19 protein-coding genes and 3 pseudogenes are annotated in these 26,288 nt (G+C 66.9%); 14 read left to right on the top strand and 8 right to left on the bottom strand.

Annotated features, from left to right (window positions below):
• Positions 1-275 precede the first annotated feature (275 nt).
• From PGN25_11230 to PGN25_11220, 3 genes and pseudogenes are all read left to right on the top strand, one after another.
• Positions 276-740, top strand: a pseudogene (locus PGN25_11230) (IS3 family transposase).
• A 145-nt stretch (positions 741-885) separates the two neighbouring features.
• A pseudogene (locus PGN25_11225) lies at positions 886-1,669 on the top strand (IS5 family transposase).
• 261 nt (positions 1,670-1,930) lie between these two features.
• A complete protein-coding gene (locus PGN25_11220) occupies positions 1,931-2,458 on the top strand; it encodes a transposase (GenBank protein ID MEH3118135.1) in 528 nt (175 codons plus the stop codon).
• Between the two features lie 107 nt (positions 2,459-2,565).
• On the opposite strand, the gene PGN25_11215 is transcribed toward PGN25_11220, so the two are convergent.
• A complete protein-coding gene (locus PGN25_11215) occupies positions 2,566-3,621 on the bottom strand; it encodes a LuxR C-terminal-related transcriptional regulator (protein ID MEH3118134.1) in 1,056 nt (351 codons plus the stop codon).
• Between the two features lie 731 nt (positions 3,622-4,352).
• Here PGN25_11215 and PGN25_11210 point away from each other — a divergent pair.
• The 9 genes and pseudogenes from PGN25_11210 to PGN25_11170 all read left to right on the top strand — a co-directional run bounded on the left by PGN25_11210 (position 4,353) and on the right by PGN25_11170 (position 16,834).
• Complete coding sequence (locus tag PGN25_11210; protein ID MEH3118133.1) at positions 4,353-5,711, top strand: NAD(P)/FAD-dependent oxidoreductase; 1,359 nt, start codon at positions 4,353-4,355, stop codon at positions 5,709-5,711.
• 145 nt (positions 5,712-5,856) lie between these two features.
• Positions 5,857-8,181, top strand: coding sequence for a DUF1989 domain-containing protein (locus tag PGN25_11205; protein MEH3118132.1), 2,325 nt, complete (start codon positions 5,857-5,859; stop codon positions 8,179-8,181).
• A 513-nt stretch (positions 8,182-8,694) separates the two neighbouring features.
• Positions 8,695-10,446 carry an APC family permease gene (locus PGN25_11200; GenBank protein MEH3118131.1) on the top strand — a complete coding sequence of 584 codons (1,752 nt, stop codon included), beginning with the start codon at positions 8,695-8,697 and terminating at the stop codon, positions 10,444-10,446.
• A 227-nt stretch (positions 10,447-10,673) separates the two neighbouring features.
• A complete protein-coding gene (locus PGN25_11195) occupies positions 10,674-11,810 on the top strand; it encodes an aminomethyltransferase family protein (GenBank protein MEH3118130.1) in 1,137 nt (378 codons plus the stop codon).
• 64 nt (positions 11,811-11,874) lie between these two features.
• Entirely contained in the window at positions 11,875-12,447 is a 573-nt protein-coding gene (locus PGN25_11190) for a dimethylamine monooxygenase subunit DmmA family protein (GenBank protein ID MEH3118129.1), read from the top strand.
• A complete protein-coding gene (locus tag PGN25_11185) occupies positions 12,444-13,397 on the top strand; it encodes a PDR/VanB family oxidoreductase (GenBank protein ID MEH3118128.1) in 954 nt (317 codons plus the stop codon). Before PGN25_11190 ends, PGN25_11185 begins: the two co-directional genes overlap by 4 nt.
• Positions 13,398-13,406: 9 nt before the next feature.
• Positions 13,407-14,462: a DUF3445 domain-containing protein gene (locus PGN25_11180; GenBank protein MEH3118127.1), complete on the top strand. Its 1,056-nt coding sequence runs from the start codon at positions 13,407-13,409 to the stop codon at positions 14,460-14,462.
• 464 nt (positions 14,463-14,926) lie between these two features.
• Positions 14,927-15,886 carry a hypothetical protein gene (locus PGN25_11175; GenBank protein MEH3118126.1) on the top strand — a complete coding sequence of 320 codons (960 nt, stop codon included), beginning with the start codon at positions 14,927-14,929 and terminating at the stop codon, positions 15,884-15,886.
• 600 nt (positions 15,887-16,486) lie between these two features.
• Positions 16,487-16,834, top strand: a pseudogene (locus PGN25_11170) (winged helix-turn-helix domain-containing protein).
• 233 nt (positions 16,835-17,067) lie between these two features.
• On the opposite strand, the gene PGN25_11165 reads toward PGN25_11170, so the two are convergent.
• Positions 17,068-17,328 (bottom strand): PepSY domain-containing protein, encoded by a 261-nt coding sequence (locus PGN25_11165; protein MEH3118125.1) that lies wholly within the window; start codon positions 17,326-17,328, stop codon positions 17,068-17,070.
• Positions 17,329-17,479: 151 nt separating this feature from the next.
• Between PGN25_11165 and PGN25_11160 the strand changes: the two genes are divergently transcribed.
• A complete protein-coding gene (locus PGN25_11160; protein MEH3118124.1) occupies positions 17,480-19,018 on the top strand; it encodes a YifB family Mg chelatase-like AAA ATPase in 1,539 nt (512 codons plus the stop codon).
• A 541-nt stretch (positions 19,019-19,559) separates the two neighbouring features.
• Here the strand turns inward: PGN25_11160 and PGN25_11155 are convergent.
• A complete protein-coding gene (locus PGN25_11155; protein MEH3118123.1) occupies positions 19,560-19,883 on the bottom strand; it encodes a hypothetical protein in 324 nt (107 codons plus the stop codon).
• 166 nt (positions 19,884-20,049) lie between these two features.
• The gene (locus PGN25_11150; protein MEH3118122.1) at positions 20,050-20,724 is read right to left on the bottom strand and encodes a transglutaminase-like cysteine peptidase; all 675 of its coding nucleotides are present in this window, start codon (positions 20,722-20,724) and stop codon (positions 20,050-20,052) included.
• 257 nt (positions 20,725-20,981) lie between these two features.
• Between PGN25_11150 and PGN25_11145 the strand changes: the two genes are divergently transcribed.
• Positions 20,982-21,401, top strand: coding sequence for an acyl-CoA thioesterase (locus tag PGN25_11145; protein ID MEH3118121.1), 420 nt, complete (start codon positions 20,982-20,984; stop codon positions 21,399-21,401).
• Positions 21,402-21,955: 554 nt separating this feature from the next.
• Here PGN25_11145 and PGN25_11140 read toward each other — a convergent pair.
• The 4 genes from PGN25_11140 to PGN25_11125 form a co-directional block, all read right to left on the bottom strand.
• Positions 21,956-22,861 carry an alpha/beta hydrolase gene (locus tag PGN25_11140; protein MEH3118120.1) on the bottom strand — a complete coding sequence of 302 codons (906 nt, stop codon included), beginning with the start codon at positions 22,859-22,861 and terminating at the stop codon, positions 21,956-21,958.
• Positions 22,862-22,988: 127 nt separating this feature from the next.
• Positions 22,989-23,900 (bottom strand): lytic transglycosylase domain-containing protein, encoded by a 912-nt coding sequence (locus PGN25_11135; protein MEH3118119.1) that lies wholly within the window; start codon positions 23,898-23,900, stop codon positions 22,989-22,991.
• A gap of 681 nt (positions 23,901-24,581) precedes the next feature.
• Positions 24,582-25,571 carry a GTP-binding protein gene (locus tag PGN25_11130; protein ID MEH3118118.1) on the bottom strand — a complete coding sequence of 330 codons (990 nt, stop codon included), beginning with the start codon at positions 25,569-25,571 and terminating at the stop codon, positions 24,582-24,584.
• Positions 25,572-25,611: 40 nt separating this feature from the next.
• Positions 25,612-26,253 carry a TetR/AcrR family transcriptional regulator gene (locus tag PGN25_11125; GenBank protein ID MEH3118117.1) on the bottom strand — a complete coding sequence of 214 codons (642 nt, stop codon included), beginning with the start codon at positions 26,251-26,253 and terminating at the stop codon, positions 25,612-25,614.
• Positions 26,254-26,288: the final 35 nt, after the last annotated feature.

The following is a 26,288-nucleotide window of genomic DNA, read 5'->3' as shown; positions in this document are numbered from 1 at the left end:
CGCTCAGGTGCTCGGAGAACTGGAGGACCGTGACCAGGGCCAGCCGCCAGGGCGCAAGACCGGGCTGGCCGCGGGTCGGATAGAGATCGCGGAAGTCCTCGTCCTGGTAGAGGGCGCTGAACTCATCGCGCAACCGCGTCGCGACCGTCCCTTTGGGGAAAGCCGCGCGCGCCACGCGCGCCGTCTCGACGGGGATCGCGCCGATCGGTTCCGGTCGCAGGCTCATCGCGCACCTCCGTGCCAACACCCCCGACCATCTGATTCGCCGACAGTATCTCACCTACATCTGGACGGCGGAGGGCTGGCTCTACGTCGCGGCCGTGATCGACCTGTTCTCGCGCCGCGTGGTCGGCTGGTCGATGCAGGCGAGCATGACGGCGCAACTCGTGGCGGACGCGCTCGTTATGGCGGTCTGGCGCAGGGGCAGGCCGGACGCGCTGCTGCATCACTCCGACCAGGGCAGTCAGTACACGAGCGAGCCGTTCCAGCGGCTGATGGCCGAGCACGGCATCGTCTGCTCGATGAGTCGGTCGGGCAACGTCTGGGACAACGCGGCGATGGAGAGCTTCTTCTCGTCGCTGAAGACCGAGCGAACGGTCCGGCGAACCTACCGCACGCGGGACGAGGCGCGAGCGGACGTGTTCGATTACATCGAGCGCTTCTACAATGCGGCACGGCGGCACTCGACGCTCGGCTACCTCAGCCCCGTCGAGTTCGAAAACCGAGCCAAACTAGCTTAGGCCGGCGTCCACCAAACCGGCAGCAGGCCAACGGAGCGCCTTCGCCACTCTCTGAAAGCCCACGCTAGGTCGCGGTGAGGAATGTAAGGGAGTCAGTCTGGGGCAAGTTTGGAATGGGAGGGTTGGCCGATTGAGGAGATCGGCGATGTCAGTTGAGGTAGACGCGCTTCGGGACGATCAGTGGGAGCGCGTGAAGGGCTTCGTGCCCGGCGGGACGAAAGGGAAGCGTGGTCCCCGCACGGACAACCGGCGGTTCCTCGATGCGCTGCTGTGGATGGCCCGCTCAGGCGGGCGCTGGAAGGACTTGCCGAAGCGTTTGGGCGACTACCCGACGGTGAAGCGGCGCTACTACGATTGGATCGCGCGCGGCGTTCTGGATCAGATGCTGGCGGACTTGGCGCGCGAAGCCGATCTGGAATGGCTGATGATCGACTCGACCATCGTGCGCGCGCATCAGCACGCGGCTGGCGCGCGCAGGGAACTGGCGCGCGCAGGGAAAAAGGGGGCCGGATGCCCAGGGCCTGGGTCGGTCGCGCGGCGGGCTGAGTACCAAGATCCATGCGGCCGGCGATGCACTGGGCAACCCGGTGCGCCTGCTTGCCAGTCCGGGCCAGCGCAACGACATCACGCTCGCTCACGATCTGATCGCGGGCTTCGAACCTGACGCTGTTCTGGGCGACAAGGGCTACGATGCCGATCCCCTGGCGGAGGCGATCGAGGCGAGCGGAGCCGAGGCGGTCATCCCGCCCAAGCGCAACCGCAAGAGCCCGCGCGCCTACGACCGCGACCTGTACAAGGAGCGCAACAAGATCGAGCGCTTCTTCAACAAGCTCAAGCAGTTCCGCCGCGTCGCCACCCGTTACGACAAGCTGCTCGTCAACTTCATGGGCTTCGTCAAACTCGCCGCCATCGCCATCTGGCTCAGATAGTTAATTCCTCACCACACTCTAGCGAACGTGATGGTGATCTCTCGCGGGGTCTCTTCGGTCATCGGTTCATTCCATGCGTAAGGGATGGGCGGAGCCCCCGCGAAGGGGCCCCGCCCATGTGATTGAGAGCCTGTTTGAGCTCCTCCGCCGGCTGTCCCCATCTGTCTCGTGTGTCAACACGCATTCCGCCTGGCGGGGCGGAGTGGAGAGCAGATGTGGACGGACCGACATCGGACGCGTCATGAGGCGCGTCTGAAGGACATGGTGCTGCAAGCAGGCTTGGACGAGGTGGCTCGCTTCTTGGAACGAGCCGATCCGCCCAGCCGTCAGGATGCGACGCCCGTGCGCCGGGCGCTGGCGGGGATCGCCTGGCACCTGCGGACGGGCGGAGGGTGGCGGGCGCTGCCGGCTGGCTTTCCGCCCTGGCGCACGGTCTACGGCTGGTTCCGGCGCTGGATCGAGAAGGGGCTGTTCGAGAGCCTGATGCGCGCTCTGGCGCGCCGACAGCGGCGGCGCTGTGGGCGTCGACCAGAACCACGGCTGGCCATCATCGACACGCAAAGCATCAAGTGCCTCGGGGTGCGCGGACCGCGCGGCTACGATGGCGCCAAGAAGCTGGTCGGCCGCAAACGCGTGGCGCTGGTGGATGCCGAAGGATGCACCGGGCCCTCTCCGGCGGCGGACAATGCCGGCCGGCCATCGAGGTCGCTGGCCGCCTGTGCCCGTCACGTTCCCGGATCCGGCCTTCAGGCTACCCACGGCCGCCGGCATGTCGCAGCCTCTCGATAGGGCCGGTCCGAAATGCCGGCAGCCAGACAAACGGCGCTTTGTCCTGCCCGCGCCTTGAGGCAATGGCACTCCGCAGAGGAGAGTCTCGGAAATTTTCGAGGCAAACCTCATGTATTGTAAAGCTTGCCGAACATCCGGATGAGATCGCGCTCCGAGCTGACGCCGACCTTCCGGTAGAGACGCAGCTTGCAGTTCTTGACCGTTCCCTTGGTGATCTTCAGGTGCTGCGCGATCTGCCCTGTACTCTGACCGCTCATCGTCAGGCTGAGAATGTCCCGCTCCCGGGGGGTGAGGGCCGAGAGCATGTCGGCGACGGCCTGATGGTTCGCTCCTTCGTCCTGAAGCTGGGCCCTCGGCTGCAGCATGAAGATCCGGCCGCCCGGCGCCAGCGAGAAATCCCGGTCGAACGCCTCCGAGGTCAGGATGTAGTCTCGCGAACAGAGGCTCTGCACGCCCCCGATCGGGTCGAACCCCTCCAGGAGCGGTACCAGGGACGCGTCCGCCTCGACCGCCTGCCTCCAGGACGTGTTCGAGAAGACGTCGACCTTGTGCCTGTCACGGATCAGGGTCGGCCTGTTGGTCAGGTCGCCCGCCTCGGTGCCGTTGGTGTAGCGGAGGGTGTTGAACAGCAGCCCGAGATGGCTGCGGTGATAGCCTTCGAGCGCCGGAAAGATCAGCTCCGCGCGCCTGATGTCCGCCCGTGAGAAAAAACCACGCTCACGCTCGAGAAACAGCCCGAAGCAGCAATGCCCGACCGTCGAAAAGAACATCCCAAGCTCGTCGGATATGTTTGCTGCAGGCTTGAAGATATTACTGTATATAATTGCTTCCGGGCTAGTTTTGTTCAGTTCCGACAGGGTCAAAACACCATTTATGCCAGTATTTTTCCAAGTTAGAGAAAAAGGGTCAATTCTTAGGCAGTTATTATTGTAAAAATCGACAATGTTCTGTGAAACTCCGGACGTATACAAAACATCTGGAGGAGACACTCTGGAATAACGGATAATCCAGCCCGAGTCATTTCTGATGCACCGCCGGAGCAGAGAAAGGAGGTGCCGATGAAAGCTCTCCGTACCGATCGAGGTCGCGACGTCGCCGAGCGCGCGAAACCATTGTGTGTCGGTCAGCTTGATCGGCTCGCCGGGGGAGGTCTCATCGCTCATCTCAACAACCCGTCGTCGCGCCGCTTGGAGCCGAAGCTCTTGGTGAATCTCCCGATCATCGCGCGCTCCGGGTCGCGATACGGTTTGGCGCACGCTCAGCAGCCGACATCCGCTCGATCACGCTTTGGGTCCTACCCTCCAACGTATTACCCCAGCCACGCATCCCCCCCAAGCCGGGCCGGCACTCAGTGACTCTCACGAAACGCCCGCCGCGCCGTCGCCGCCAGAGCGAGGGCGGTCGCCGACCGGGAGTTTGGTGAGGCACTCACGGAGCGGCCCTCGCCTCCGCGCGGTCCGACACCTTCCCGCGTCGGGTTATGGCGCAAGTTTTAGGCGCTCGGCCCCGGTGGCAGCACTGTTTTCGGGCATCCGGCCGCTTGAGGCGCACGGGAAATAGGCACGATTTCGGTAGTGCCAACGGTCACCATTGCGCAGGCGTTTACCCAAGTTCTAGAAATTTTCTCATCAGGAATGGCCGCAAGAGACGAATATTCTCGCACTTCGATGCACCTTTGGAGAAGGCTTCATGAAGCGCCGCACGACCATCCCTTCCAAGCTTTCACGCGAGTTTGGTCTGGGCGCGCGTGCGATGTGGCGTGAAGCTTCCGATCCTGCGCGAGCCATCGCCTCAGGTATCCGACGGCACGGCGCAACGATCGATCGCCCTACCGGCCAGCGAACCGCGATGAGCGCGTAGCTGCTTTGCCAGTCTAGACCGACACGAGGATCAGATGACGAAGAAGAGGGTGGCGATCATCGGGGCGGGGCCGAGCGGCCTTGCGCAGTTGCGGGCCTTCGAGACCGCGCGGCGGGCGGGGCACGAGATTCCGGAACTGGTCTGCTTCGAGAAGCAGGCGAACTGGGGCGGCCTGTGGAACTACACTTGGCGCACGGGCCTCGACGAGAGCGGCGAGCCGGTCCACGGCAGCATGTACCGCTACCTCTGGTCGAACGGCCCCAAGGAGTGCCTGGAATTCGCCGACTACTCTTTCGAGGAGCATTTCGGCCGTCCGATCCCGTCCTACCCACCGCGCGCCGTCCTTCACGACTACATCGCCGGCCGCGTCGAGCGCAGCGACGTGCGCAAGTACATCCGCTTCAAGACACCGGTCCGCTGGGTCGGCTACTCCGCGGAGACCGGCAAGTTCACGGTGACCGCGAAGGATCTGATCGCCGACGAGCACCAAGTCGAGGAGTTCGACCACGTCGTCGTCGCGAACGGCCATTTCTCCGTTCCGAACGTTCCGCATTTCGAGGGGATCGATCACTTCCCGGGGCGCGTCATGCACGCGCATGACTTCCGCGTCGCGGACGAGTTCGCCGGCAAGCGGCTGTTGATGATCGGTTCGAGCTACTCGGCCGAGGACATCGGCACGCAGTGCATCAAGTACGGCGCCAAATCGATCACCTTCAGCTACCGGTCGAAGCCGATGGGCTTTGCATGGCCGGAAGGTTTCGTCGAGAAGCCGCTCGTGACGAGGTTCGAAGGCAAGGTCGCTCACTTCAAGGACGGCTCGCAGGCCGAGGTCGACGCCGTCATCCTCTGCACCGGCTACCAGCACACATACCCGTTCCTGCCGGACGAGCTGCGCCTCAAGACGCATAACTGTCTCTACCCGGCCGGCCTCTACAAGGGCATCTTCTGGCTGTCGAACCCGAAGCTGATCTACCTCGGGATGCAGGACCAATACTACACCTACAACATGTTCGATGCCCAGGCGTGGTATGCGCGTGACGTCATGATGGGTCGGATCACCCTGCCGAGCCGCGAGGAACAGGCCGCCGATACCGCCAAGTGGCTTGCCTATCAGGACACGCTCACCAATCCGTTCGAGGCGATCGACTTCCAGACCGAGTACGTGCGCGAGCTCCTTCAGGCGACCGACTACCCGCATCTCGACGTCGACAAGGTCGCGGGCCTGTTCAAGGAGTGGGAGCACCACAAGATGGAAGGCATCCTGACCTATCGGGACCGGTCGTATCGCTCCACGATCACGGGAACGCTGTCGCCTGCCCACCACACGACGTGGATGAAGGCGATGGACGATTCTCTGGAAGCCTTCATGAGCCTGCCGCAAGCGGCCGAGTAACGACGCTCGGGGCGGGCGGCACGTCGCGCCACGTGCCGCCCGCCCCGTCCGGGTGCGTACGTTGGGGTGAGATCGAGCGATGAACCAGATCTGGTTGCAACCGCCATCCGTCGACGAGAGGGCAGACCGCCCGCGGGCCAGGAAGATGTCGCTCGTCGCGCGCGGAGGCTCCGGCTCCATCTTCGAACTGCAGGCGGGGGACCGTTTGCGGATCGTCGATCCCGAGGGGCTTCAGCCCGCCTTTCTGTACGTCCAGCCCGGCGCCCTGAACGGGCGGCGGGCGACCGGTTCTGCCGAAGACGCCTTCCTTGTGAGCGACGACGACGTGCCGGCGGATGTCCGGACGATCGAGGCGGCTTTGCGCACACGTGGCCTCGCCGCATCGGATCTCGAGAAGCACATCCTCTTTCCCGAGGAATCCGGGCCGGGCAGCGCCTTCCACGCGACCGCGGCGTCCGCGACCGTCTGCGTTCTGGTGGTTCCCGGCGCCGCGATGCAGCCGGATGCGCAGAATCCGCCGACCGACCTGCGCGTGGAGATCGAGCCGGCGACGGCGCTCGACGGGCGTGCCCCGCCGCCGCTCGCGCCGCCGCTTCTCGATCGGAGGGTCAAGGCCGCGACGGCGGAGGCCTATACGGTCAAGGCGGGGCAGTACATCCAGATCATCGACGTGGATGGCCGCCAGTGCGCCGACTTCCTCGCTTTCGACGCCGCCGAGCTGTCAGAGGGGCGGGAATACGGGCTCGACGCGACGACGACCCGCACCCTGATGGGCTCGTCGGCACCGAAGCCGGGCCTGCTGTCGAAGTATTTCGATGCACGCATGTGCCCTCTGGTCGAGGTCATCCAGGACACGGTCGGCCGCCACGATACATTCATGCTCGCCTGCTCGGCGAAGTATTACGAGGACATGGGCTATCCCGGCCACTCGAATTGCACCGACAACTTCAACGCTGCGCTCGGTGCGTATGGCGTGCAGCCGAAGAAGGGCTGGCCGGCGATCAATTTCTTCTACAACACGATCCCGGGCACCGATGACCGGATCACGCTGGACGAACCGTGGTCGCGACCGGGCGACTACGTGCTGCTGCGCGCGCTGACGGATCTCGTTTGCGCCACGTCATCCTGCGCGGACGACATCGATCCCGCCAACGGCTGGGAACCGACGGATATCCACGTTCGGGTCTACGACGCCGCGAGCGCCTTTCCAAAGGGTATGAGCCACCGCATGACCCCCGATGCCGAGCCGCGCCTGACCCGCGAGTCGGGCTTCCACCCGCGCACCTCCGCCCTGACGCGAAAGCTCGAGGATTACCGCGGCTTCTGGGTTCCGACCTGCTTCAACGCCGCCGGGCCGATCGAGGAATACTGGGCGTGCCGCGAGCGGGCGACGATCATGGACCTGTCCGCGCTGCGGAAGTTCGAGATCATCGGGCCGGATGCCGAGGATCTGATGCAACTCGCGGTTACCCGCAACGTCCGCAAGCTCGCCGTCAACCAGATCGTCTACACCGCGATGTGCAACGCGCACGGCGGCATGATCGACGACGGCACGCTGTTCCGCATCGGCCGGCACAACTTCCGCTGGGTCTGCGGCGACGAGTATTCCGGCCTCTGGCTCCGCAAGCTCGCGGAGGAGCGCAAGCTCAAGGTCTGGATCAAGAGCTCGACCGACCAGTTGCACAACGTCGCCGTGCAGGGGCCGCGATCGCGCACGATCCTGTCGGGCCTCGTCGTGACGCCGCCGCAGGAGCCCACGGTCGACGAGCTGAAGTGGTTCCGGTTCACCGTGGGACGGATCGGCGGCATCCCGGTCGTGGTCTCGCGGACCGGCTACACGGGCGAACTCGGCTACGAGGTGTGGTGCCACCCGAGCCAAGCTCCGGCGATCTGGGACGCGATCATGGAGGCCGGGGCGCCGCACGGGCTGATGCCGATGGGGCTGGCCGCGCTCGACATGGTGCGGATCGAAGCCGGTCTCGTCTTCGCCGGCCACGACTTCTGCGACCAGACCGATCCGTTCGAGGCGGGGATCGGCTTCACGGTTCCGAAGGACAAGCCGGACCCGTTCGTCGGCTCGGAGGCGATCGCGCGCAGACGCGACAATCCGCATCGCCGTCTGGTCGGCCTCGACGTTTCCGGCAACGAGGATGTCGGCCATGGGGACCCGGTCTACGACGGGCGTACGCAGGTGGGCGTGGTCACCAGCGCAACACGCTCGCCGATCCTCGGCAGGACGATCGCCCTGGCCCGCCTCGACGTGTCGGCCGCGACCGAGGACCGGGACGTCGAGATCGGGAAGCTCGACGGGCATCAGAAACGGATCGCGGCGAAACTCGTCGCTTTCCCGCATTTCGACCCGAAGAAGACCCGCGTCCGCGCCGAGGCGCCGACGCCCACGCCAAATCCGGCGCCGCTCGACCGCGAAACGACGCCGGACAAGACCGCTACGGCGGGCGTTCCGGCTTGAGCCCGTTCGGGGGAACATCTGCTCGAATCGGAGGCACATCGCATCAGGATCGGAAGCCGTGAGCCGCACCAGGATCGCACCGGACCTTTCTGCCGCCCCGAACCCGCCGTTGGAATCATCGTGGGATGTCTCGCGAATTCTCGACCGACACGCTGAAAGGATCGGTACATGTCGGCACGAATTGCTTAAATTGAAGTCTCCATGTGCATGTTTTGTGCAATACGGTCGAACTGATCAAGTTTTTTACAGAATATCGCTTGACAGCATGTCTCATAGAAAAATATAGTTTCCCTATAAGAAAAATTCGTTCGCTTGAAGAAGCCGGCCGCGAAGCGGGTTTCAGCGAACGGCAGCGGCGCAATGCACCGCGGGAGTTCTGTCCGGCCATGCGCAGGACTTCGGATGCCGAAGCCCTGGACCGACGTCGCTTCTCCGCTCGGGCCCGGCCCGGAGGGGCGGGGAAGCTTGGAACCCACGAGAATCCGCACGACGCGTGATTTGGGGAGGCGAACGATGAGCACCGGACTGACATCCACCACGAAACCGCTGCCGGGCTACCCGGCAGCGGTGGCGGCATCCGCCGAGGACGGCAGGCTGCACCGAAGCATCCGTTGGACGGGTGCGTTCTGGGTCGCCAGCGGCGTTCCCGCCCTCGTGCTGTTCTCGGTCGGCGGCATCGCCGGGAATACCGGCAAGCTCGCTTTCCTGATCTGGACGCTGTCCATGATCATGGGCCTCATCCAGTCGTTCTCCTACGCGGAGATCGCGGGCCTTTTCCCGAACAAGTCCGGAGGCGCCTCGGTCTACGGCGCGGCGGCCTGGGTCCGCTACGCGAAGCTGATCGCCCCGCTCTCGGTGTGGTGCAACTGGTTCGCCTGGACGCCGGTGCTGTCGCTCGGCTGCTCGATCGCCGCATCCTACATCCTCAACGCGCTGGCGCCGGTGCCGGCCGCGACCTCGCCCGCCGTCGTCCAGTGGCTGGCCGAGCACGGGGCGAGCCTGCAGGTGGCTGACGCCGACAAGCCGGCCGCCGCGGTCGCGGCCCTCACGCCGGCCATCCGCAGTTGGACCCTGTTCCAGACCACGTTCGGGCCGGTGTCCCTGTCGCTCAACGCCGCGTTCCTCATCGGCGCCGTGCTGATGCTGGCCACCTTCGCCGTGCAGCATCGCGGCATCCTCGGCACGGCCAGCGTGCAGAAGTACATCGGTCTGCTCGTCGTCATCCCGATGTTCATCGTCGGCGTCGTCCCGCTCGTCATCCACGGCGTGAACTGGGCGAACTTCACCCCGCTCGTCCCGCTGGCGGCGCCGAGCGCTCCGGCTCCCGGCGCGTGGACCGTCGCCGGATGGACGCTGGTGCTCGGCGGCATGTTCATCGCCGCGTGGTCGACCTACGGCTTCGAGACGGCGATCTGCTATACGAGCGAGTTCCGCGACCCTGCGAAGGACACGTTCAAGGCGATCTTCTACTCGGGCCTGCTCTGCCTCGTGCTGTTCACCCTGGTTCCGTTCACGTTCCAGAGCATGCTCGGCGTGGAAGGCATGCTGGAACCCTCGGTGGTGGACGGCTCCGGCGTCGCCGCGGCGCTCGCACACATGGTCGGCGGCGGGCCGATCGTCGAGAACGCCCTCGTGATGCTGATGATCCTCGCCCTGGTGCTGTGCATCATGACGGCCATGGCCGGTTCGTCGCGCACCCTCTACCAGGGCTCGGTCGACGGCTGGCTGCCGCGCTACCTGAGCCACGTCAACGAGCATGGCGCCCCGACCCGGGCGATGTGGACCGATCTCGTCTTCAACCTCGCGATCCTGGCCATCGCCTGCGCGGATGCGACGAGCTTCTTCTTCATCCTCGCCGTGTCGAATTGCGGCTACATCATCTTCAACTTCCTCAACCTGAACTCGGCCTGGATCCACCGGATCGACTCGCCCCACGTCCCGCGGCCCTACCGGGCGCCCAAGGTCGTGCTCGTGCTCGGCGGCGTGTTCGCCTTCGTCAACGTGGTCTTCATGGGCGCCGGCGCGAAGGTCTGGAATCCGGTCGCGCTCTGGGCCGGCCTGATCACCGCCGCGATGATCATCCCGGTCTTCTGCTTCCGCCACTACATCCAGGACAAGGGCAAGTTCCCCGAGGCGATGTTCGAGGACCTGCATGCCGGTCGCGATGGCGCGGCCTCGCAGCGGAGGGCCGGTATCCTGCCGTATCTCACGCTGCTGGGAGGCGTCGCGGTGCTGCTGGTCTCGAACTGGTTGTTCCAGCTCTGACCGGACCCGTTCGGGCGAGCCGGAGCGGGATACGCCCCGGCTCGCCCGGGACGTCATACCGGGGGCGTCCCGCGTCGGATGGGCCGTCTCCGGGCCGAACCGGCGCCGGACGTCGCGGAAAACGCAGGGCGTCGGCCGATCGGGCGCCTTGCAGGGAACGGAACGCCGGAGCCGTACCGCTCCGACCAACCAAGAAACCGGCACGAGAGACCAGAGGAACGACGACCATGAGCGACAAAGATCTTCCGCGCCAATCGGCCCTCAACGAGCGTCATCTGGCGCTCGGCTCCAAGCTCGACGCCGAATGGAACGGGATGCCGATCCCGCAGACCTACGACACCGACCGCTACGAGGAGACCAGCATCGTCCGCTCGCGCGCGGGTCTCTTCGACGTGTCGGGCCTGCGCATCGTCAACGTCTCGGGTCCGGACGCGGAGGCGATGCTGAACGCCATGCTGACCAGCGACGTGAGCAAGATCGCCCCCGGCCACTCGGCGATCAGCAACATCGTGGACGAGAACGGATCGCTCATCGACGACGTGCTCGTCTACCGCGACGGTCCGCAGGCGTTCCGCGTCTCGCATGGGGGCGGCAGCCTCGAAGAGGTGCTTCCGAACTTCACCGAGGGGCGCGACGTGCGCGCCGGGCGCGACGACGACATCCACATCCTCTCGCTGCAGGGCCCGCTGGCGCTCGACATCCTCGAGCCGCACACGCCCTTCGACCTCGCGGGTCTGAAGTACTTCGCGCACGCGCGCACCACGCTGTTCGGCCGCGAGGTCTCCCTCGCCCGGGGCGGCTACTCGGCGGAGCGCGGCTACGAGGTGTTCTGCGCCGCCAGGGACGCCGTGGCGATCTGGGATGCGATCATGGACGCGGGCAAGCCCTTCGGCATCGCCGCCGCCTCGTGGGACTGTCTCGATATCGTGCGCGTCGAGGGCGGGCTGCTGTTCTTCCCCTTCGACATGCCCAAGCCCGACACCACTCCGTGGGAGGTCGGCGTCGACTGGACGGTCGATCTCGACAAGCCGGACTTCCACGGCAAGGCGGCGCTCGTGGCGCGGAAGGGCCGGGAGCGTTTCCGGCAGGTCGGGCTCGAGATCCTGCACGACCAGGCGGTAGCGCCCGGATCGACGATCACGAAGGACGGGCGCGCGGTCGGCACCGTCAACAGCACGACCTACAGCCGGCACCTGATGAAGTCTCTCGGTCTCGCGCACCTGCCGCCGGAGCTCGCGGCGCTCGGGACCGAGGTGCAGGTCGAGGGCGAGCACGGCCCGCTCGTCGCGACCGTCGTGCGCACCCCCTTCTACGACCCGATGCGGCTGCGCACCCATCCGGCCGAGGAGCGCGGGGCCGCCTGACCGTCTCGCGGCCCGCCTCGACGCCGCTCCCGCATCCTGACGGAGAAGACCGGAGACACGAAGGATGTCCGACCAGGGGATCAAGAGCAGACCCACATACGACACGCTGCGCGTCGATCCGACGGGTCTGCGCCACCTGCTGGTCTCCGATTCACCTGACGACGCGATCGAGGCGTCGCCCGCTGCGGACGACGCGATCGAGGTTTGGATCGTCGTCCCGCGCGGCGCGGAGGGACGCACGGTCGGATTTTCGGACCGGCGGCGCTGCTTCCGTTCGCCCGCGCATCTGATCGGGCGCCTCGCGGAACGCCTCCGGCACGAGCGCATGGGCCTGCGCCTCTACGCGAGCGGAACCGAGACGTTCCTCTGGGACGTGCACGGTGCCGCCCAGCGCGCGGGGATGAGCAAGCAGGAGGTGTTCCTCGCGCAGACCGGCTCGCACGCGCGGCGCGTCCAGTGCGTCCACTGCAAGACCTTCAACGAGGGCGTGACGACGACCATCGTGCGCTGCGACGGCTGTGGCGCCAACCTCTTCGTGCGCGATCACTTCTCGCGGCGCCTCGCCGCCTTCATGGGGGTGAAGGCGGATGCAGAGGTGCCCGGCGACGTTCCTCCCGCCGAGCAGGCCTACCCATGATCCTCGACGGCACCCTGTCGGCACGCGTGGCCGACATCGAAACGCTGAGCCCGACGCTGAAGCGCTTCCGCTTCGCGCGCGAGGACGGAGGGCGCTTTCCGGTCGCACCGCCGGGCGCCCATGTCCAGGTCACGCTCCGCGGGCCGGAACGGGTCTGGCGCAACGCGTACTCGCTCGTGACGCCGCCCGATCAGCGCGACCGTTACGAGATCATCGTCCGCAGGGTCGCGACGTCCCGCGGCGGCTCGCACTTCCTGCACGACGTGCTGAAGGCGGGCGACACGGTCGAGCTGAGTGCGCCGGCCAGCCTGTTTCCGATCGCCTCCCTGGCGCGCAGGCACATCCTCATCGGCGGCGGCATCGGCCTGACGCCGTTCCTGTCCTACCTGCCGGCCCTGAGGGCGCGCGGGGCAGCGTTCGAGCTCCACCAGTTCTGCGCCGAGGACGAAGCCGAGACCTTCCGGAACCTGCTCGGGGACCATGAGGGAACGGTCGAGGTTCACGGTTCGAAGGACCGGTCACCGCCCGATCTCGACAGCGTCCTCGCCGACCGGCCGCTCGGTACCCACGTCTACGCGTGCGGCCCGGAAGGCCTGATGGACGCCGTCGCCGAGACGGCGCTCCGGCTCGGCTGGCCCGCCTGCTCGATCCACCGCGAGAGCTTTGCCCCCGCCGCCGGCGGAAAGCCGTTCGACGTCCACCTCGCCAAATCTCGCAGAACGATCCGGGTCAGCGCCGCGCAGACGCTGCTCGAAGCGCTCGAGACGGCGGGGGTCGAGCCGCCCAGCCTGTGCCGCGGCGGCGCCTGCGGCGCCTGCCTGATGCCGGTGCTCGACGGTGAGCCCGAGCACCGGGACCACGTGCTCTCGCAGGCCGAGAAGGCCGCCGGGCGCATGATCGCCACCTGCGTGTCGCGGGCGAAATCGGAATCGCTCGTGCTGGATCTGTGAGAGGCCGAGATGGGCATTCCGTTCAAGACCGACGAGACCTTCCGCGGCGACTTCTCGTACCGCAACAGCGACGCGGGCGTACTGCGCTTCCCGTTCCCGTTCGGCGAGGACAGATACATGTACTCGGTCAACATCGAGCCGCATGTCAGGGGCGGCCCGACGCCGGCCTTCGCGCATCCCTTCGACGTGGACGAGCACTACGTCGCCGAGTGCCGCGAACGCGCGCTCGTCCTCGACGACGACCCGAAGCGGTGCCTCGTGCTTCCGCACATGATGCCGGCCCAGTGGGACACGCTGGAGATCATCATGGAGAGCTTCGCCACGGATTACCCCGAGCATTTCTCCCTGACGCGCGACGGCCCGAACTGGCGCTGGATCAACCGTCCCCTCGGCATCGACCAGTCCTTCGTGTTCGGCGACGCCTCCACGCTGCCTTGCGAGCCGTTCGAGTACGTCACGCGGCAGGCGCAGGGCGACTTCACCCTGCAGGACCAGCGCGACGACAACCTCTACGTGGATGGCGGCATGGTCACCACGCAGGCGGACTGGTCGCTGGAATTCGATGTCGGCATGAGCTTCCACGAATGGCATGGCCCCGTGCCCCTGGCGCACGAGATCGGCGTGTTCGACCGCGCGCTCCAGTTCCTGCTGCGCCTCCAGTACGGCCGCCCGGTCCGGCGCTTGAACTGGACGATGACCGTCAACCCCCGGCTCGACACCTCGCCCGAGAACTATCCCGACTGGGGTCCGGACCGCACTACGGTCACGCCGGAGAACGTCGCGCAGAAGGTGCATCTGCGCGTCGAGCTGCAGACGTTGTTCCGCTTGCCGCGCTCGAACGCGATCCTGTTCGGGATCCGCTGCTACCTCATCAGTCTCCAGGACATCGAGCGTGTGGTGAAATGGCGCAACCGGCTGCACCGTGTACTCGCGACCCTGCCCCCGGAGCTGTCGGAGTACAAAGGTCTGACGCGCTACAAGAATCTGATCATCGCCCGTCTCGCCCCGATGGATGACGGTGCGCCGCTCTCACTTGGCATTCAACCCGAACAAAACAGCTTGTAGAATATTTTTCTGTAGGAAAACAATATTAACATATAAACTATCGATTTGTATTTATAAATTATCCGATAAATATGCAAAATCAACACTTATATTGCGAGATCCGTAAGTGCAAAACTTCTGAGAATACAGGAATGCATGTTCGCGCACGACAATATCCTGCTACGCAAGATAAACTCGCATCGAAAGCGATTCAAAAAGGTCAATTCATAAACAAACTTCAAATATTCAGAAGAGACAACAGATTTTCATTTATAAAGGTGAAAATATATCAAAATTATAAATTACGCATGTTGGCACATGGAAAAGTTGCATATTTGTTACATGCCTCTCGATAATGACATCGAGGCTAGAATCAAGCTTTTTCATACTTGAGAACGTTCGTTTCCTGTGAGGAAATCAATAGCGGCTCGATCTCAAGCGCTGAGGCGAGTCGCACTTTCGGCGATGGCTAAGGGGCTGCAAGCATGCGAAAAGCAAGTATACGGGGCTGCTGCCTGATTGCTTCATTCTTCCTGTCGGGCACAGCGATCAAGGCCGCCGACATGCCGGCCGCCCCGAAAGAGCTCCCGCCGGAAGCGAAGGCGGCCGATCCCCTGATCGGGTTTTCATTTTATTCTCAGTATGCGTCCGATTACAATTTTCGCGGTATTTCGAATTCCAACCGTCAAGGCAGTTATCAAAGCTTCTTTGAGGTTCAGTACTTCAATAATTTAGCTTATACCGGCTTCTACACGTGGCAGACTCGTCTGCCCACGCGGCCGGATTTTGAATTCGACCTCGTTGCCGGCATCCGGCCCGTCTTCGACAAGATTTCGCTCGATATCGGTTTTCTATACTATTTTTATCCGAACGAGCAGCGCCTGATAGATCCGAACTCGGGCGCCTTCCTGTCGACGGCCAACAGCGACTTCTACGAGATCTCCGGTAAAGCCCTGTACCAACTGGCATCCGATTGGGTCCTGGGTGCAAACATTTTCTATTCGCCGAACTGGTTCGGGCAGCACGCCGTCGGAACCTACACATCGGGCACGATTGCCTACACGCTGCCTGCGTCCTGGTTCTCGTTCCTGCCGGAGGCGTATGCGGGCGGCTTCTCGATCTCCGGCGAGGGCGGCCACTACTTTCTCGGTGCAGCCAAGACGTCCGCGACTGGTTTCGTTGCGGTGGATCTGCCCAGCTACAACTACGGCAACGTCGGACTATCGTATACGTACAAGAACCTGCTGCTCGATCTGAGATTCCATACGACCGATCTCAACCCACAGCAATGTTTTACATTGGGTGGTGATTATCGCGGATACTTCAACGGCGGTCGCTCCGGATGGTGCGGCGATGCGATCATCGGAGCGATCCGCTGGCAAGCCTCTACGTCGGCGCCCGGCGTATATGCCAGTCCCAGGGGCATACTCGGATTATTCGATTAGTTGCCCAAACGGCATTCGACATGAGCGGATCGAATCATGCGGACTCGCCGAAAATATTCGCCGATCGCGGACCGGCACACCATCGTTGACTTCGTTATCGTACCGAGGGTGATGGGTTGCCGGGCATGACCCGATTGGTCGCGTTGTCATGGACAGGGCCGCGGATCTGATCGCTCGTGGGATTGAATCGTTCGATCTCGCCAAGCGAATGATTCTCTTGACGGATTTGTCCTATCGAGCCGGTATACCCAGCGTCATAGCTACCACTGGTCTGCGGCCTTGTCTGACCGCTCACGGCCAGCGGCCAGATGGAAACTGCCGCAGCGATGACTGCTGCGGCGGTAACGGTGAATCTCTGCGAGCGCAATGTCTTACTCATCGTTCAAGCCATGCTCTGTTTTTGAGCATTAATGGCGAATATCTAGGCAATCAAGCTATAATTTTACACTAAGTGATGGATTAAATTGCAGTGTGTGGTCCCACACCTCGGTGAAGTTCGACTTGATTGCGGCGTGCGCCTCTTGAGGCGGACATCGTGACGGTAAGCGATCGAGATGATCTGCGCCGGCTGGCCCGGACGAGCCGTGCCGCCGCACGGATGCGGCTCGGATCGGGGCGGTGGGCCTGCAGACGGTGCGCGACTGGGTTTTGACGTTCAACGCGGACGGACCTGCCGGACGGATCGACCGCAAGGCTCCCGGCCATCCGCCCAAGCCGAGCGCGGCGCAGCGGCAGGCGCTGGCGCGGGTGATCGAGGAGGGCCTTGACCTGGATCGGCACGGCATGGTGCGCTGGCGGCTGAAGGATCCGGCTGCCTGGGTCTACGCGAGCTTCGGGATCCGCCTGGACGAGAGCAGGCTCGGCCGCACGGTCAAGACGCTCGGCTTCCGCAAGCTGTCGGTGCGCCCGCGCCACCACGAGCAGGACCCGGCCGTGCTGGTGGCCTTCAGTTGCCACCGGCTGCGCGGACCCTGATGAATGAAACCACGGCAGGCATATGCGTGACGCTGTGCTCGCTCGGATAGCGAATTTCTATTTAGACGCCGATTGCCGCCCTTCGTCCCGTCATCGCGAGGCTTCAGCCGAAGCAATCCAGAAGCGCGCCGGTGCCGAAGCGGACTCGCGCCGTCCGACACCGGGGCCGGCATGCTCGAGGACCGAAAGACCCTGCGGCCGAAACCTCACTCGGGCTCGCGCTTCGTGATCGCCAGCGTCTTCGCGTCGAGATGGAGGTCGAACGGCTTGCCGTTGGCGTCGATGGCGTCGTCCACCTCGATGTGGCCGTCGTCCGTCTCGATCGCCTTCCACTTGGTGAAGCCCTCCTTCTTCAGCACGTCCTCGACCTTGGCCTGCTGGTCGGGCGGCAGCCGCTCGTCGGCGAGCGCCGGAGCGCCGAGAAGGGCGAGGCCGAGGGCGGCGAGGGCGAGGGGGCGGAAGGACATGGCACGCTCCATTGGGGAAAAGATGCGGGGCGAACGGTCGCTCATCCCGCTTGCTTGTTCCTGCCGGATGGCCATGAGACCCGCCGATGATTGCCAGGGCGCGTAGCGCCGCCTAGGCTGCAACCTCCGGGTTCGGAGCTTGCCGCGCACCATGGTCACCCGCGTCGCCACCGTCGCCTTCGAGGGGATCGAGGCGCGCGCCGTCGACGTGCAGGTGCAGATCGCGCCGGGCGCCGTCGCCTTCACCATCGTCGGCCTGCCCGACAAGGCGGTGGCGGAATCGCGCGAGCGGGTGCGCTCGGCGCTGATCGCCTCGGGGCTGGCGCTTCCGGCCAAGCGCATCACCTGCAACCTCGCCCCGGCCGACCTGCCGAAGGAGGGCTCGCACTACGACCTGCCGATCGCGCTCGCGGTGATGGGCGCCATCGGCGCCCTGCCCGCGGACGCGCTCGGCGGCTACTGCGTGCTCGGCGAACTCGCCCTCGACGGCTCGATCACCGCCGTGGCCGGCGTGCTCCCGGCGGCGATGGCGGCGAACGGCCGGGGCCTCGGCCTGATCTGCCCTGCGGCGACCGGCCCGGAGGCGGCCTGGGCCGCGGGCGACATGGACGTGCTGGCGCCGCGCTCGCTGATCCAACTCGCCAACCACTTCAAGGGCAGCCAGGTGATGGCCCGGCCGCAGCCCGCCGTGGCCGCGCCCGCCGGCCCGATGCCGGACCTAGCCGACATCAAGGGCCAGGAGGGCGCCAAGCGCGCCCTGGAGATCGCCGCGGCCGGCGGCCACAACCTGCTTTTCAACGGGCCTCCGGGGGCCGGCAAGTCGATGCTCGCCGCGCGCCTCCCCTCGATCCTGCCGCCCCTGGGCCCGCGCGAACTGCTCGAAGTCTCGATGATCCAGTCGGTGGCGGGCGCGCTGAAGGGCGGCATGCTCTCGAACCGGCGCCCGTTCCGCCAGCCGCACCATTCCGCCTCCATGGCGGCGCTCGTCGGCGGCGGGCTCAACGCGCGGCCGGGCGAGGCCTCGCTCGCCCATGGCGGCGTGCTGTTCCTCGACGAATTGCCCGAGTTCACGCCGCAGGTGCTCGATTCCCTGCGCCAGCCGATGGAGACGGGCGAGATCATGATCGCCCGCGCCAATCACCGCACCACCTATCCGGCCCGCTTCCAGCTCGTGGCGGCGATGAACCCGTGCCGCTGCGGCATGGCCCTGGAGCCGGGCTATGCCTGCCGCCGGGGACCGAACGAGCGCTGCGTGGCGCAGTACGGCGCCCGCATCTCCGGGCCGCTGCTCGACCGCATCGACCTGCGGGTCGAGGTCGCCGCCGTCACCGCCGCCGACCTGATCCTGCCCCCGCCCGCGGAAGGCTCGGCGGAGGCCGCCGCGCGGGTCGCCGCCGCCCGTGCGCGCCAGAGCGCGCGCTATGCGGCCCTCGGCCTGCCCGCGGCGGCGACCAACGCCACCTGCCCGGCCACCGTGATCGAAGCGGCCGCCGCGCCCGATGCCGAAGGGGCGGCGCTGATCCGCCATGCGGCGGAGACCATGCGGCTGTCCGCCCGCGGCTTCCACCGCACGCTCCGCGTCGCCCGGACCCTGGCCGACCTCGACGGCGAGGCGCAGGTGCGGCGGCTGCATCTGGCGGAGGCCCTGTCCTACCGGGCGCGGGGCGAGCGGCCGGCGGCCGCGGCCTGACGCCTTCCGGGCGCCGGTGCCGCGGAGAGGCGGGCAGGGCTCCGAACGCGGGTCGACACGGCCGGCCTTCGGGATGCCGATCCGTCCGCCCCTCCGCCGTCATTCCGGGGCCGCGAAGGTGAGCCCGGACCCGAAGGGGCGCGACGCCGGACCATCGTCCCGAAAGGGGATTGCCGGCTTGTCTAAATAGAAACTCGCCATCCGAGCGAGCACAGGGTCACGCATATGCCCGCCGTGGTTTCATTCGCCAGGGTCCGCGCAGCCGGTGGCAACTGATACCGTTTCCGATTGATCGCCTCGGGTTTGGCCACCCTCCGTCCTCGCGAGCGGCAGCGAAGCGATCCAGGGCGCGCCCTGTCCGGAAAGGTCGCGCCCTGGATCGCCACGGCTTCGCCTCGCGATGACGCAGGACAGGCCGAAGTCATCAACCGGAAACGGTATGAGAAGACGATGCTCTCCGCTGCGATCGCACATCACGGGTGGCGTCCGGGTTCCGCTGCGCGGCCCCGGAACGACGGGCGAAGTGCAAGAGGAGCGATGGTCAGAGCGCGCTGAAGCGGCGCTCGCCCATGAGCCGGTCGCGGGCGCGTGCCACCAGGGCGGGGCGGATGCGCGCGACGTCCTCACCGTCGAGGAGCGGCGAACCGGCGAGCGCGCCGAGATAGGCCTCTTCGCGATCGCGGCAGGTGGCGACGGCCTTGGTCGCGGCGAAGCTCCGGCTCGTGGTGCGGGCGTGGTCCGCGAAGGCCTCGTCGAGGCAGACCTGCCACGCCGCGTGGCGCGCACCCTCGGGGGTCTCCGCCCGCGCGGGGGCGGCGGCGAGAAGAGCGAGGGCGGGAAGGCTGGCGAGGAGGACGCGACGCATGGGACGAGCGGACCCTGGGACGGCGAACCTGAGGCGCTGACGGGGATTTCCGGCGGGCAGGCGCTTTACCGGAAACCTCTCGTCAACCTTGGCCGCCGAACCGTTAAAGCCCGCTCACGTGCGAGGTGCGGGTCTGGTCCTGATTCGGGACTGAGAAAAAGTTCCCTCAGCGGTTGGCCGCGGTAAGCGGCGAGGCGTCGCGGCCGAGCGCGACCCAGCCGACCGCGTCCTGGCTCTCGCGCTTGACGAAGGTGTAGCCGGTCTGGGTCCAGGGCAGCACCGCGTTGGTCTTGTTGTCGAGCACGAGGTCGCCGCGGTTGGTGAGGATCGTGAGCACGGCGTGGCCCTCGCCCTTCTCGTCGATCACCACGGTCATCCGCATCGCCCGCCGCGGCAGTCCGGCCTCCACGAGCATCCGGCGCTTGAGGAGCTGGTAATCCTCGCAGTCGCCCCGGCCGTCCTCGGCGAGGTCCCAGCGGTCGGCGGCGTGCCAGTGCTCCTGGTCGGTCACCGCCTCGACCGCCCGGTTGATCCGGCGGTTGACCGCGTTGATCGTCTGCCACAGCGCCGGCGTCAGGACGACGGTGGCGGGCTCCGTGCGGTCGACCGCGCACTCGCCGGCATAGCGCTCGCAGAACTCGGCCCAGGCGGCGATCGGCCGGGCCGGGCCGGTGGTGGTCGCCGACAGGCTCGTCGCCGGAAGCGCGGCGTGGGTCTGCGCCGCGGCCTGCGGCGCCGGCGCGGCGAGGACGGCCCCGGCCAGGGCGAGACCCGCGAGGCGGCGGGTCGGGAGGGCGGTGAGGCGCCGAGCGACACGGGGCTTGGAGAACGCGATACGCATGGCCCTGACCGAGCAGTTAAGCTTCCGTTAATGAAGCTCTCACAGCCGTTCGGTTCCCGCAATCGCCGGGTTAAAAATCGGTTAACGCGATCCGTCGCATTTGAGCGGACGGGGGCGGCAGGGCTGGCGTGGCCGTGTGGGCGCGCTCGAAACAAGGCAGGGCGACCGTCACCCGGCGCGGTGGAAACCGCGGCACGCCGCCTGCTAGGCAGGGATCGACCGCCTCATCCCAAAAGCCTTGCCGAAGCCCCGCGCCGATGACGACCGAGCCGATCCCCGCCGAAGCCGTGCAGCCCACCGACCGCGGGCCGCCGGTGATCCGCACGGTGGCGATGCCGACCGATACCAACCCCGCGGGCGACATCTTCGGCGGCTGGCTGATGGCGCAGATGGACATGGCGGCCGGCAACGTCGCCGCGCGCCGGGCGCGGGGGCGCTGCGCCACGATCTCGGCCGAGGCGATGACCTTCCACCGGCCGGTCTTCGTCGGCGACGAGGTGAGTTTCTACGCCTGGATCGTGCGGACGGGACGCACCTCCATGCGCATCCAGGTCGAGGTCTGGCGGCGGGAGCGGGAGGGTGAGGCCACCATGAAGGTGACGGAGGGCCTCTTCACCTTCGTCGCCATCGGCCCGGACCGGCGGCCAAGGCCGATCCCGGAGGCGCGGGAGGTCTGATCGATGCAAGGGATGAGTATGAGAGCCGTTTGACCGGCCGCCGTGTCTTCGTCAGGCCACGGCAAGGCGAGAGGAAGGTCCTACTCCCATCCCCACCCTCATCCTGAGGTGCCGGAGCGCAGCGGAGGCCTCGAAGGGTGTTCCAGGTTCCGCGCGATCCCTGGAGCACCCTTCGAGGCCGCTCACGCGGCACCTCAGGATGAGGGTCGAAATGGGATCACCGCAGTCAAACAGGCTCTGAGAGCCTCATCCGGCCCGCGTCGCGGTCCTGGATTGCTTCGCCTGACGGCTCGCAATGACGGTGTGAGGCTGCTTCTTCCGTCATTGCGAGGCGAAGCCGAAGCAATCCAGCAGCGCGGCGAGAGCCGAACGATCCTCTCACGCCCCTGCATTCGCCAGCGGTATCGGCTGCCCCTTTCACGATGACGGTGTGGGGCTGGCCTCCCCGTCATCCGCGAGCGTCGGAGAAGCGATTCAGGCATCGCGGCGCCCGCCGCCCTCGCGCGGCACGCCCCACCCGACCGTCCCCCGATGGCGGCGCCCCCCCAAAAAAATCAATGCATCGTCAGCGTGGTGAGCCGGCGTGCGCCCGCGTGCTGGTGGAGGAAGGCGCTCATCTCGGCCAGAACCGGGGCCTTGCGGCGGAAGCTGACGGAGAGCGCGAGCAGCGTGTCGGCGTGGTCGAGGCCTTCGTAGACCCGCTCCTGCACCGGCACGCGGGCGGCGCGCAGGCGGGCGGCGAGGCTCGCCGTGTTGCGCGGGCGCACGACGGCGTCGGCGTCGCCGGTGGCGAGGAAGGTCGGCGGCGAGTGGGCGCCGGCGAAGGCGACCGGCTGCGTCGCCTCCGGGTCGGGCGCCTGCCCGAACACGTCGATCGAGGTCTTCTGGTCGAAGGGCAGGAAGTCGTAGGGACCGGACAGGCCCGCCACGGCCCGGATCACCCGGGGATCGACGCCGGCCCGGCGCAGGTACTCGGGATCGAGCCCGAGCATCGCCGCGTTGTAGGCGCCGGCCGAATGGCCCGCGAGCACGATCCGGTGCGGATCGCCCCCCTGCGCGGCGATGTTGTCGCGCACCCAGGCGATGGCGGCCGCCCCGTCCTCCAGGAAGTCGGGGAAGCGTGCTTTCGGGTAGAGCCGATAGTCCGGCAGCACGGTGACGAACCCTTGCGCGGCGAAGGCCTGCGCGGCGAAGGCGTAGTCGTCCTTGCTGCCGCTGTTCCACGAACCGCCGTAGAAGAACACCAGCACCGGCGCGTGCTCGACCGGGACCGTCGGCACGAACACGTCGAGATGCTGGCGCGGGTCCGTGCCGTAGGCCGCGTCGCGCACCGCGAGGCGCCCGCCCTTGTCGCGCGGCCCGAGCGCGTCGAACAGCGCGAGCGGCGAGCAGCCGCTCAGGCCCAAGGCGGTGAGGCCGAGGCAGACCAGCGAGACGAGGGAGACGAATGCCTTGATCATGTGACCCGTGATTGACGCGGCGGTCGCGGCGGTTTCATGGCCGCCCGGTGGCCGCGCCGGGAGTTGAGGCATCGTCCCGAAAGGCGGGCGCCGGCTTTCGGGAAAAGACGATTGCGGAATCGGATTCTTATGTCCTCAGGACGATGCAGGCGCCGCCGACGCCGCGGATCTTCCCGCAGAGCCCGTCCGCGGCGGCCCGGCTCTCGGCCGGGATGCGCACCCGGTAGAAGGTGCGGGTGCCGCGGAAGCGCAGGCGCGTGCCGATGATCATCGGGCGCACCTCGCCGATCACGGTCGCGTAGCGGGTTCGCGCCCGCTGGAAGCTCGCGAGCGCCAGCGGCTTGGAAAAGTTGCCGGCGAGCTGCACGCCCCAGGGTGCGGCCGGGCCGCCCCCGATGGCGAGCGCGAAGCGGTCCCCGCGCGACGGGATGCGCAGGGCGGCGGTGACCTGGAGGCAGCTCCGCGTCTCGGCCTCCGGCGCGGGCGGCTTGTCCTCGGATCGTCCCTCGGCTCCCTTCGCGACGGGATCGCCTTCCGGCATCTCGACGGCGGCCTTCGGCCGCCAATCCTCCGCCGGGCGGCCGGTGATGGCGATGACGTAGGCCCGCGTCTCGGCGGGCAGGCCGCCGCTGCCGGCGAGCCACGCCGAGACCCGCGCCGGCCCGCCGTTATAGGCCGCCGCCGCGAGCCCGAGATTGCCGAACTGCCGCTCGAGGTCGGCCAGGAAATGCGCGGCGTGGGGGATCGCCTGCTCGGGATCGAACGGATCGGTGAGCCCGCGCTCCCGCGCCGTGCCCGGCATGAACTGCGCCACACCCTGCGCGCCGGCCGGGCTCACCACGCCGACGCGGAAGGCGCTCTCGCGCCAGATCAGCCGGGTCAGGAACGGCACCGGCAGGCGGCGGGCCTTGGCCGACTCCTCGATCAGCCGGCAGAGCGCCTGCTCCACCGTCTCGCTCTCGGGCGCGGCGGCCGCACGAGCGGGACCGGCGAGCGCGGCGAGGGCGGCCGGCAGGAGGACGAGGGCGAGGCGAGGCACGGCGGCTCATCTAGGGCGGCGGTGCGGCAAGGGGATGATTGCCGCCGTGCTCGGACCGTCATGCGGCGCGGACAGGCATCATGGTGCAAAAGTCGGCGCCCCTCGGAAGGGTTTTACCTTCGGGAGATTCTTGGAATTGCATCATTTTTCTGGATATCCCCGGGCTAGACGTCGTGGACATTGAGCGGCATCGGCCAAGCTCGCCTCGGTGCTCACCGACATCATGGGCCAATCCGCCCGCGCCGTGCTCGATGCACTCGCCGCCGGCGAGTGCGACCCGGATCGGCTGCGCGCTCTGGTCGGCCTGCGGGTGAAAGCCTCCTCCGAGGCGATCCGCGCAGCGCTGAAAAGCGCCCTCGTCCCGGCTGAGGAAAGGTGCGCCCTGGCTCAAGGTCGCCCTCGTCCAGTCCGCCTGGGCGGGGGTGCGCAAGAAGTACAGCTACCTGCAGGCCCAGTTCCAGCGCCTGCGTGCCCGCCGTGGGCCGAAGAAGGCCGTCTGCGCCGTGGCCGCCTCCATCCTGACAGCCGCCACCACATGCTCAAGAACGGCACGCCCTACGCCGATCCAGGCGCCAATCACGTCTTGCAAGGTTGCCCCCGCCACACGCGCTCAGGCCTCAGGCCCCAGATCGAGCGCCTGGGCTTCTCGTGCGCCATCCGGCCAAAGGAGCCAGTTTCCATTTAGGCCTTGCAGCTCAGGAACCCCTCGCGGATCGCCTCCGGATCGAGGTTGCGGCCGATGAAGACGACGCGGGAGACGCGCGGCTCGTCCGCGCCCCACTCTCCCTGGACGTCGCCGTCGAGGATCATGTGCACGCCCTGGAAGACGAAGCGCTTCGGCTCGTCGGGGAAGGCGACGATGCCCTTGCAGCGCAGGATGTCGGGCCCCTGGACCTGGGTCAGGTTCGAGATCCACGGCATGAACTTGTCCGGGTCCACCGGTCCGTCGAGCTTGGCCGAGACCGACTGCATCTGCGCGTCGTGGTGATGGTGGTGGCCCTCCTCGAGGAAGTCGGGCTCGAGATCGAGGATGCGCGACAGGTCGAAGGCGTTGCGGTCGAGCACCGCGTCGAGGGCGATGTCGCAGCGCTGGGTGCGATGGACCCGGGCGTAGGGGTTGATCGCGCGGATCCGGCCCTCGACCCGGTCGAGATCCTGCGCGGAGACGAGATCCGCCTTGTTGAGCAGGATCACGTCGGCGAACGCGATCTGGTTCCTGGCCTCGGGCGCGTCGGCGAGCCTGTCGGTGAGCCACTGGGCGTCGGCCACCGTCACCACCGCGTCGAGGCGGGCGGCCTCGCCGACGTCCTGATCGACGAAGAAGGTCTGCGCGACCGGGGCGGGGTCGGCGAGCCCGGTGGTCTCGACGATGATCGCGTCGAACTTGCCGCGGCGCTTCACCAGCCCGTCCATGATGCGGATCAGGTCGCCGCGCACGGTGCAGCAGACGCAGCCGTTGTTCATCTCGAACACTTCCTCGTCGGCGCCGACCACGAGGTCGTTGTCGATGCCGATCTCGCCGAACTCGTTGACGATCACGGCGTAGCGCTTGCCGTGCCGTTCGGTGAGGATGCGGTTGAGCAGCGTCGTCTTGCCGGCCCCGAGATAGCCGGTGAGCACCGTCACCGGAATTTTTTGAGAGGTGGCGCTGAGGGGAGAGGCGTCGGACATGGGAGACCTGGGCGGCTGAGGCTGTGAAGGGTGGAGCCTGTCATATTGTATCAACGGGCGCCCGTGAAAGGCTGTCCCGCTGCAAGGCAGCTCCCTGTCGGTCCGGTCCTCCGGACGGGATGGGCCGCAGCCCCTCGCTCAACGCCGCCAGCGCCCTTCCGAAACCCTCCGGTCCCGCCAGGAAGCGTTCGAGCAGCAGCGCCCCCTCCAGCGTCGCCACGGCCATGCGGGCATGGGCCTGCGGGTCGAGGCCGGCGCGGACGCTGCCGTCGGCCTGCCCCTCGGCCAGCACGCGGGCGAGCCAGGCGATGTGCTTGTTGAAGAAGGCGGCGATGCGCCGGCGCAGCCCCTCGGGCAGCGTCTCCAATTCGACGGCGAGCGCGGCGCACAGGCAGCCCAGCCCCTGCTCGACGCCGCCGAGATAGAGCCGTCCGTAGGCCTCGATCCGCGCCACGCCGTCGCCCGTCCGGCCGAGGATGTCGTCGAGCGCCGCGTCGTAACGCGCGTCGTAGGCCTCGATCAGCGCCTCGGCGAGGGCTTCCTTGGTGCGGAAATGATGGTGGATGCTCGCCTTGCGGATGCCGACCGCCTCGGCGAGGTCGGCGTAGCTGAAGCCCGAATAGCCCCGGCCGCGCACCAGGAACTCGGCCTCGCTGAGAAGCGACGCGCGCGTGTCTCTCATCGTCCGTCCGTCTGCCTCGGGCCGCCCGCTGGCAC

Origin of the sequence: Methylorubrum populi, assembly GCA_036946625.1 — a bacterium.
GTDB classification, from domain to species: domain Bacteria; phylum Pseudomonadota; class Alphaproteobacteria; order Rhizobiales; family Beijerinckiaceae; genus Methylobacterium; species Methylobacterium populi_C.
Note: the sequence above shows the minus strand (reverse complement) of the source record. Positions and strands in the feature narration are given on the sequence as shown.

Coding starts and splice junctions, on each gene's coding strand:
- PGN25_11220 (MEH3118135.1), top strand. CDS start 1,931: ATGGTGCTGCAAGCAGGCTTGGACGAGGTGGCTCGCTTCTTGGAACGA.
- PGN25_11215 (MEH3118134.1), bottom strand. CDS start 3,621: ATGAGCGATGAGACCTCCCCCGGCGAGCCGATCAAGCTGACCGACACA.
- PGN25_11210 (MEH3118133.1), top strand. CDS start 4,353: ATGACGAAGAAGAGGGTGGCGATCATCGGGGCGGGGCCGAGCGGCCTT.
- PGN25_11205 (MEH3118132.1), top strand. CDS start 5,857: ATGTCGCTCGTCGCGCGCGGAGGCTCCGGCTCCATCTTCGAACTGCAG.
- PGN25_11200 (MEH3118131.1), top strand. CDS start 8,695: ATGAGCACCGGACTGACATCCACCACGAAACCGCTGCCGGGCTACCCG.
- PGN25_11195 (MEH3118130.1), top strand. CDS start 10,674: ATGAGCGACAAAGATCTTCCGCGCCAATCGGCCCTCAACGAGCGTCAT.
- PGN25_11190 (MEH3118129.1), top strand. CDS start 11,875: ATGTCCGACCAGGGGATCAAGAGCAGACCCACATACGACACGCTGCGC.
- PGN25_11185 (MEH3118128.1), top strand. CDS start 12,444: ATGATCCTCGACGGCACCCTGTCGGCACGCGTGGCCGACATCGAAACG.
- PGN25_11180 (MEH3118127.1), top strand. CDS start 13,407: ATGGGCATTCCGTTCAAGACCGACGAGACCTTCCGCGGCGACTTCTCG.
- PGN25_11175 (MEH3118126.1), top strand. CDS start 14,927: ATGCGAAAAGCAAGTATACGGGGCTGCTGCCTGATTGCTTCATTCTTC.
- PGN25_11165 (MEH3118125.1), bottom strand. CDS start 17,328: ATGTCCTTCCGCCCCCTCGCCCTCGCCGCCCTCGGCCTCGCCCTTCTC.
- PGN25_11160 (MEH3118124.1), top strand. CDS start 17,480: ATGGTCACCCGCGTCGCCACCGTCGCCTTCGAGGGGATCGAGGCGCGC.
- PGN25_11155 (MEH3118123.1), bottom strand. CDS start 19,883: ATGCGTCGCGTCCTCCTCGCCAGCCTTCCCGCCCTCGCTCTTCTCGCC.
- PGN25_11150 (MEH3118122.1), bottom strand. CDS start 20,724: ATGCGTATCGCGTTCTCCAAGCCCCGTGTCGCTCGGCGCCTCACCGCC.
- PGN25_11145 (MEH3118121.1), top strand. CDS start 20,982: ATGACGACCGAGCCGATCCCCGCCGAAGCCGTGCAGCCCACCGACCGC.
- PGN25_11140 (MEH3118120.1), bottom strand. CDS start 22,861: ATGATCAAGGCATTCGTCTCCCTCGTCTCGCTGGTCTGCCTCGGCCTC.
- PGN25_11130 (MEH3118118.1), bottom strand. CDS start 25,571: ATGTCCGACGCCTCTCCCCTCAGCGCCACCTCTCAAAAAATTCCGGTG.
- PGN25_11125 (MEH3118117.1), bottom strand. CDS start 26,253: ATGAGAGACACGCGCGCGTCGCTTCTCAGCGAGGCCGAGTTCCTGGTG.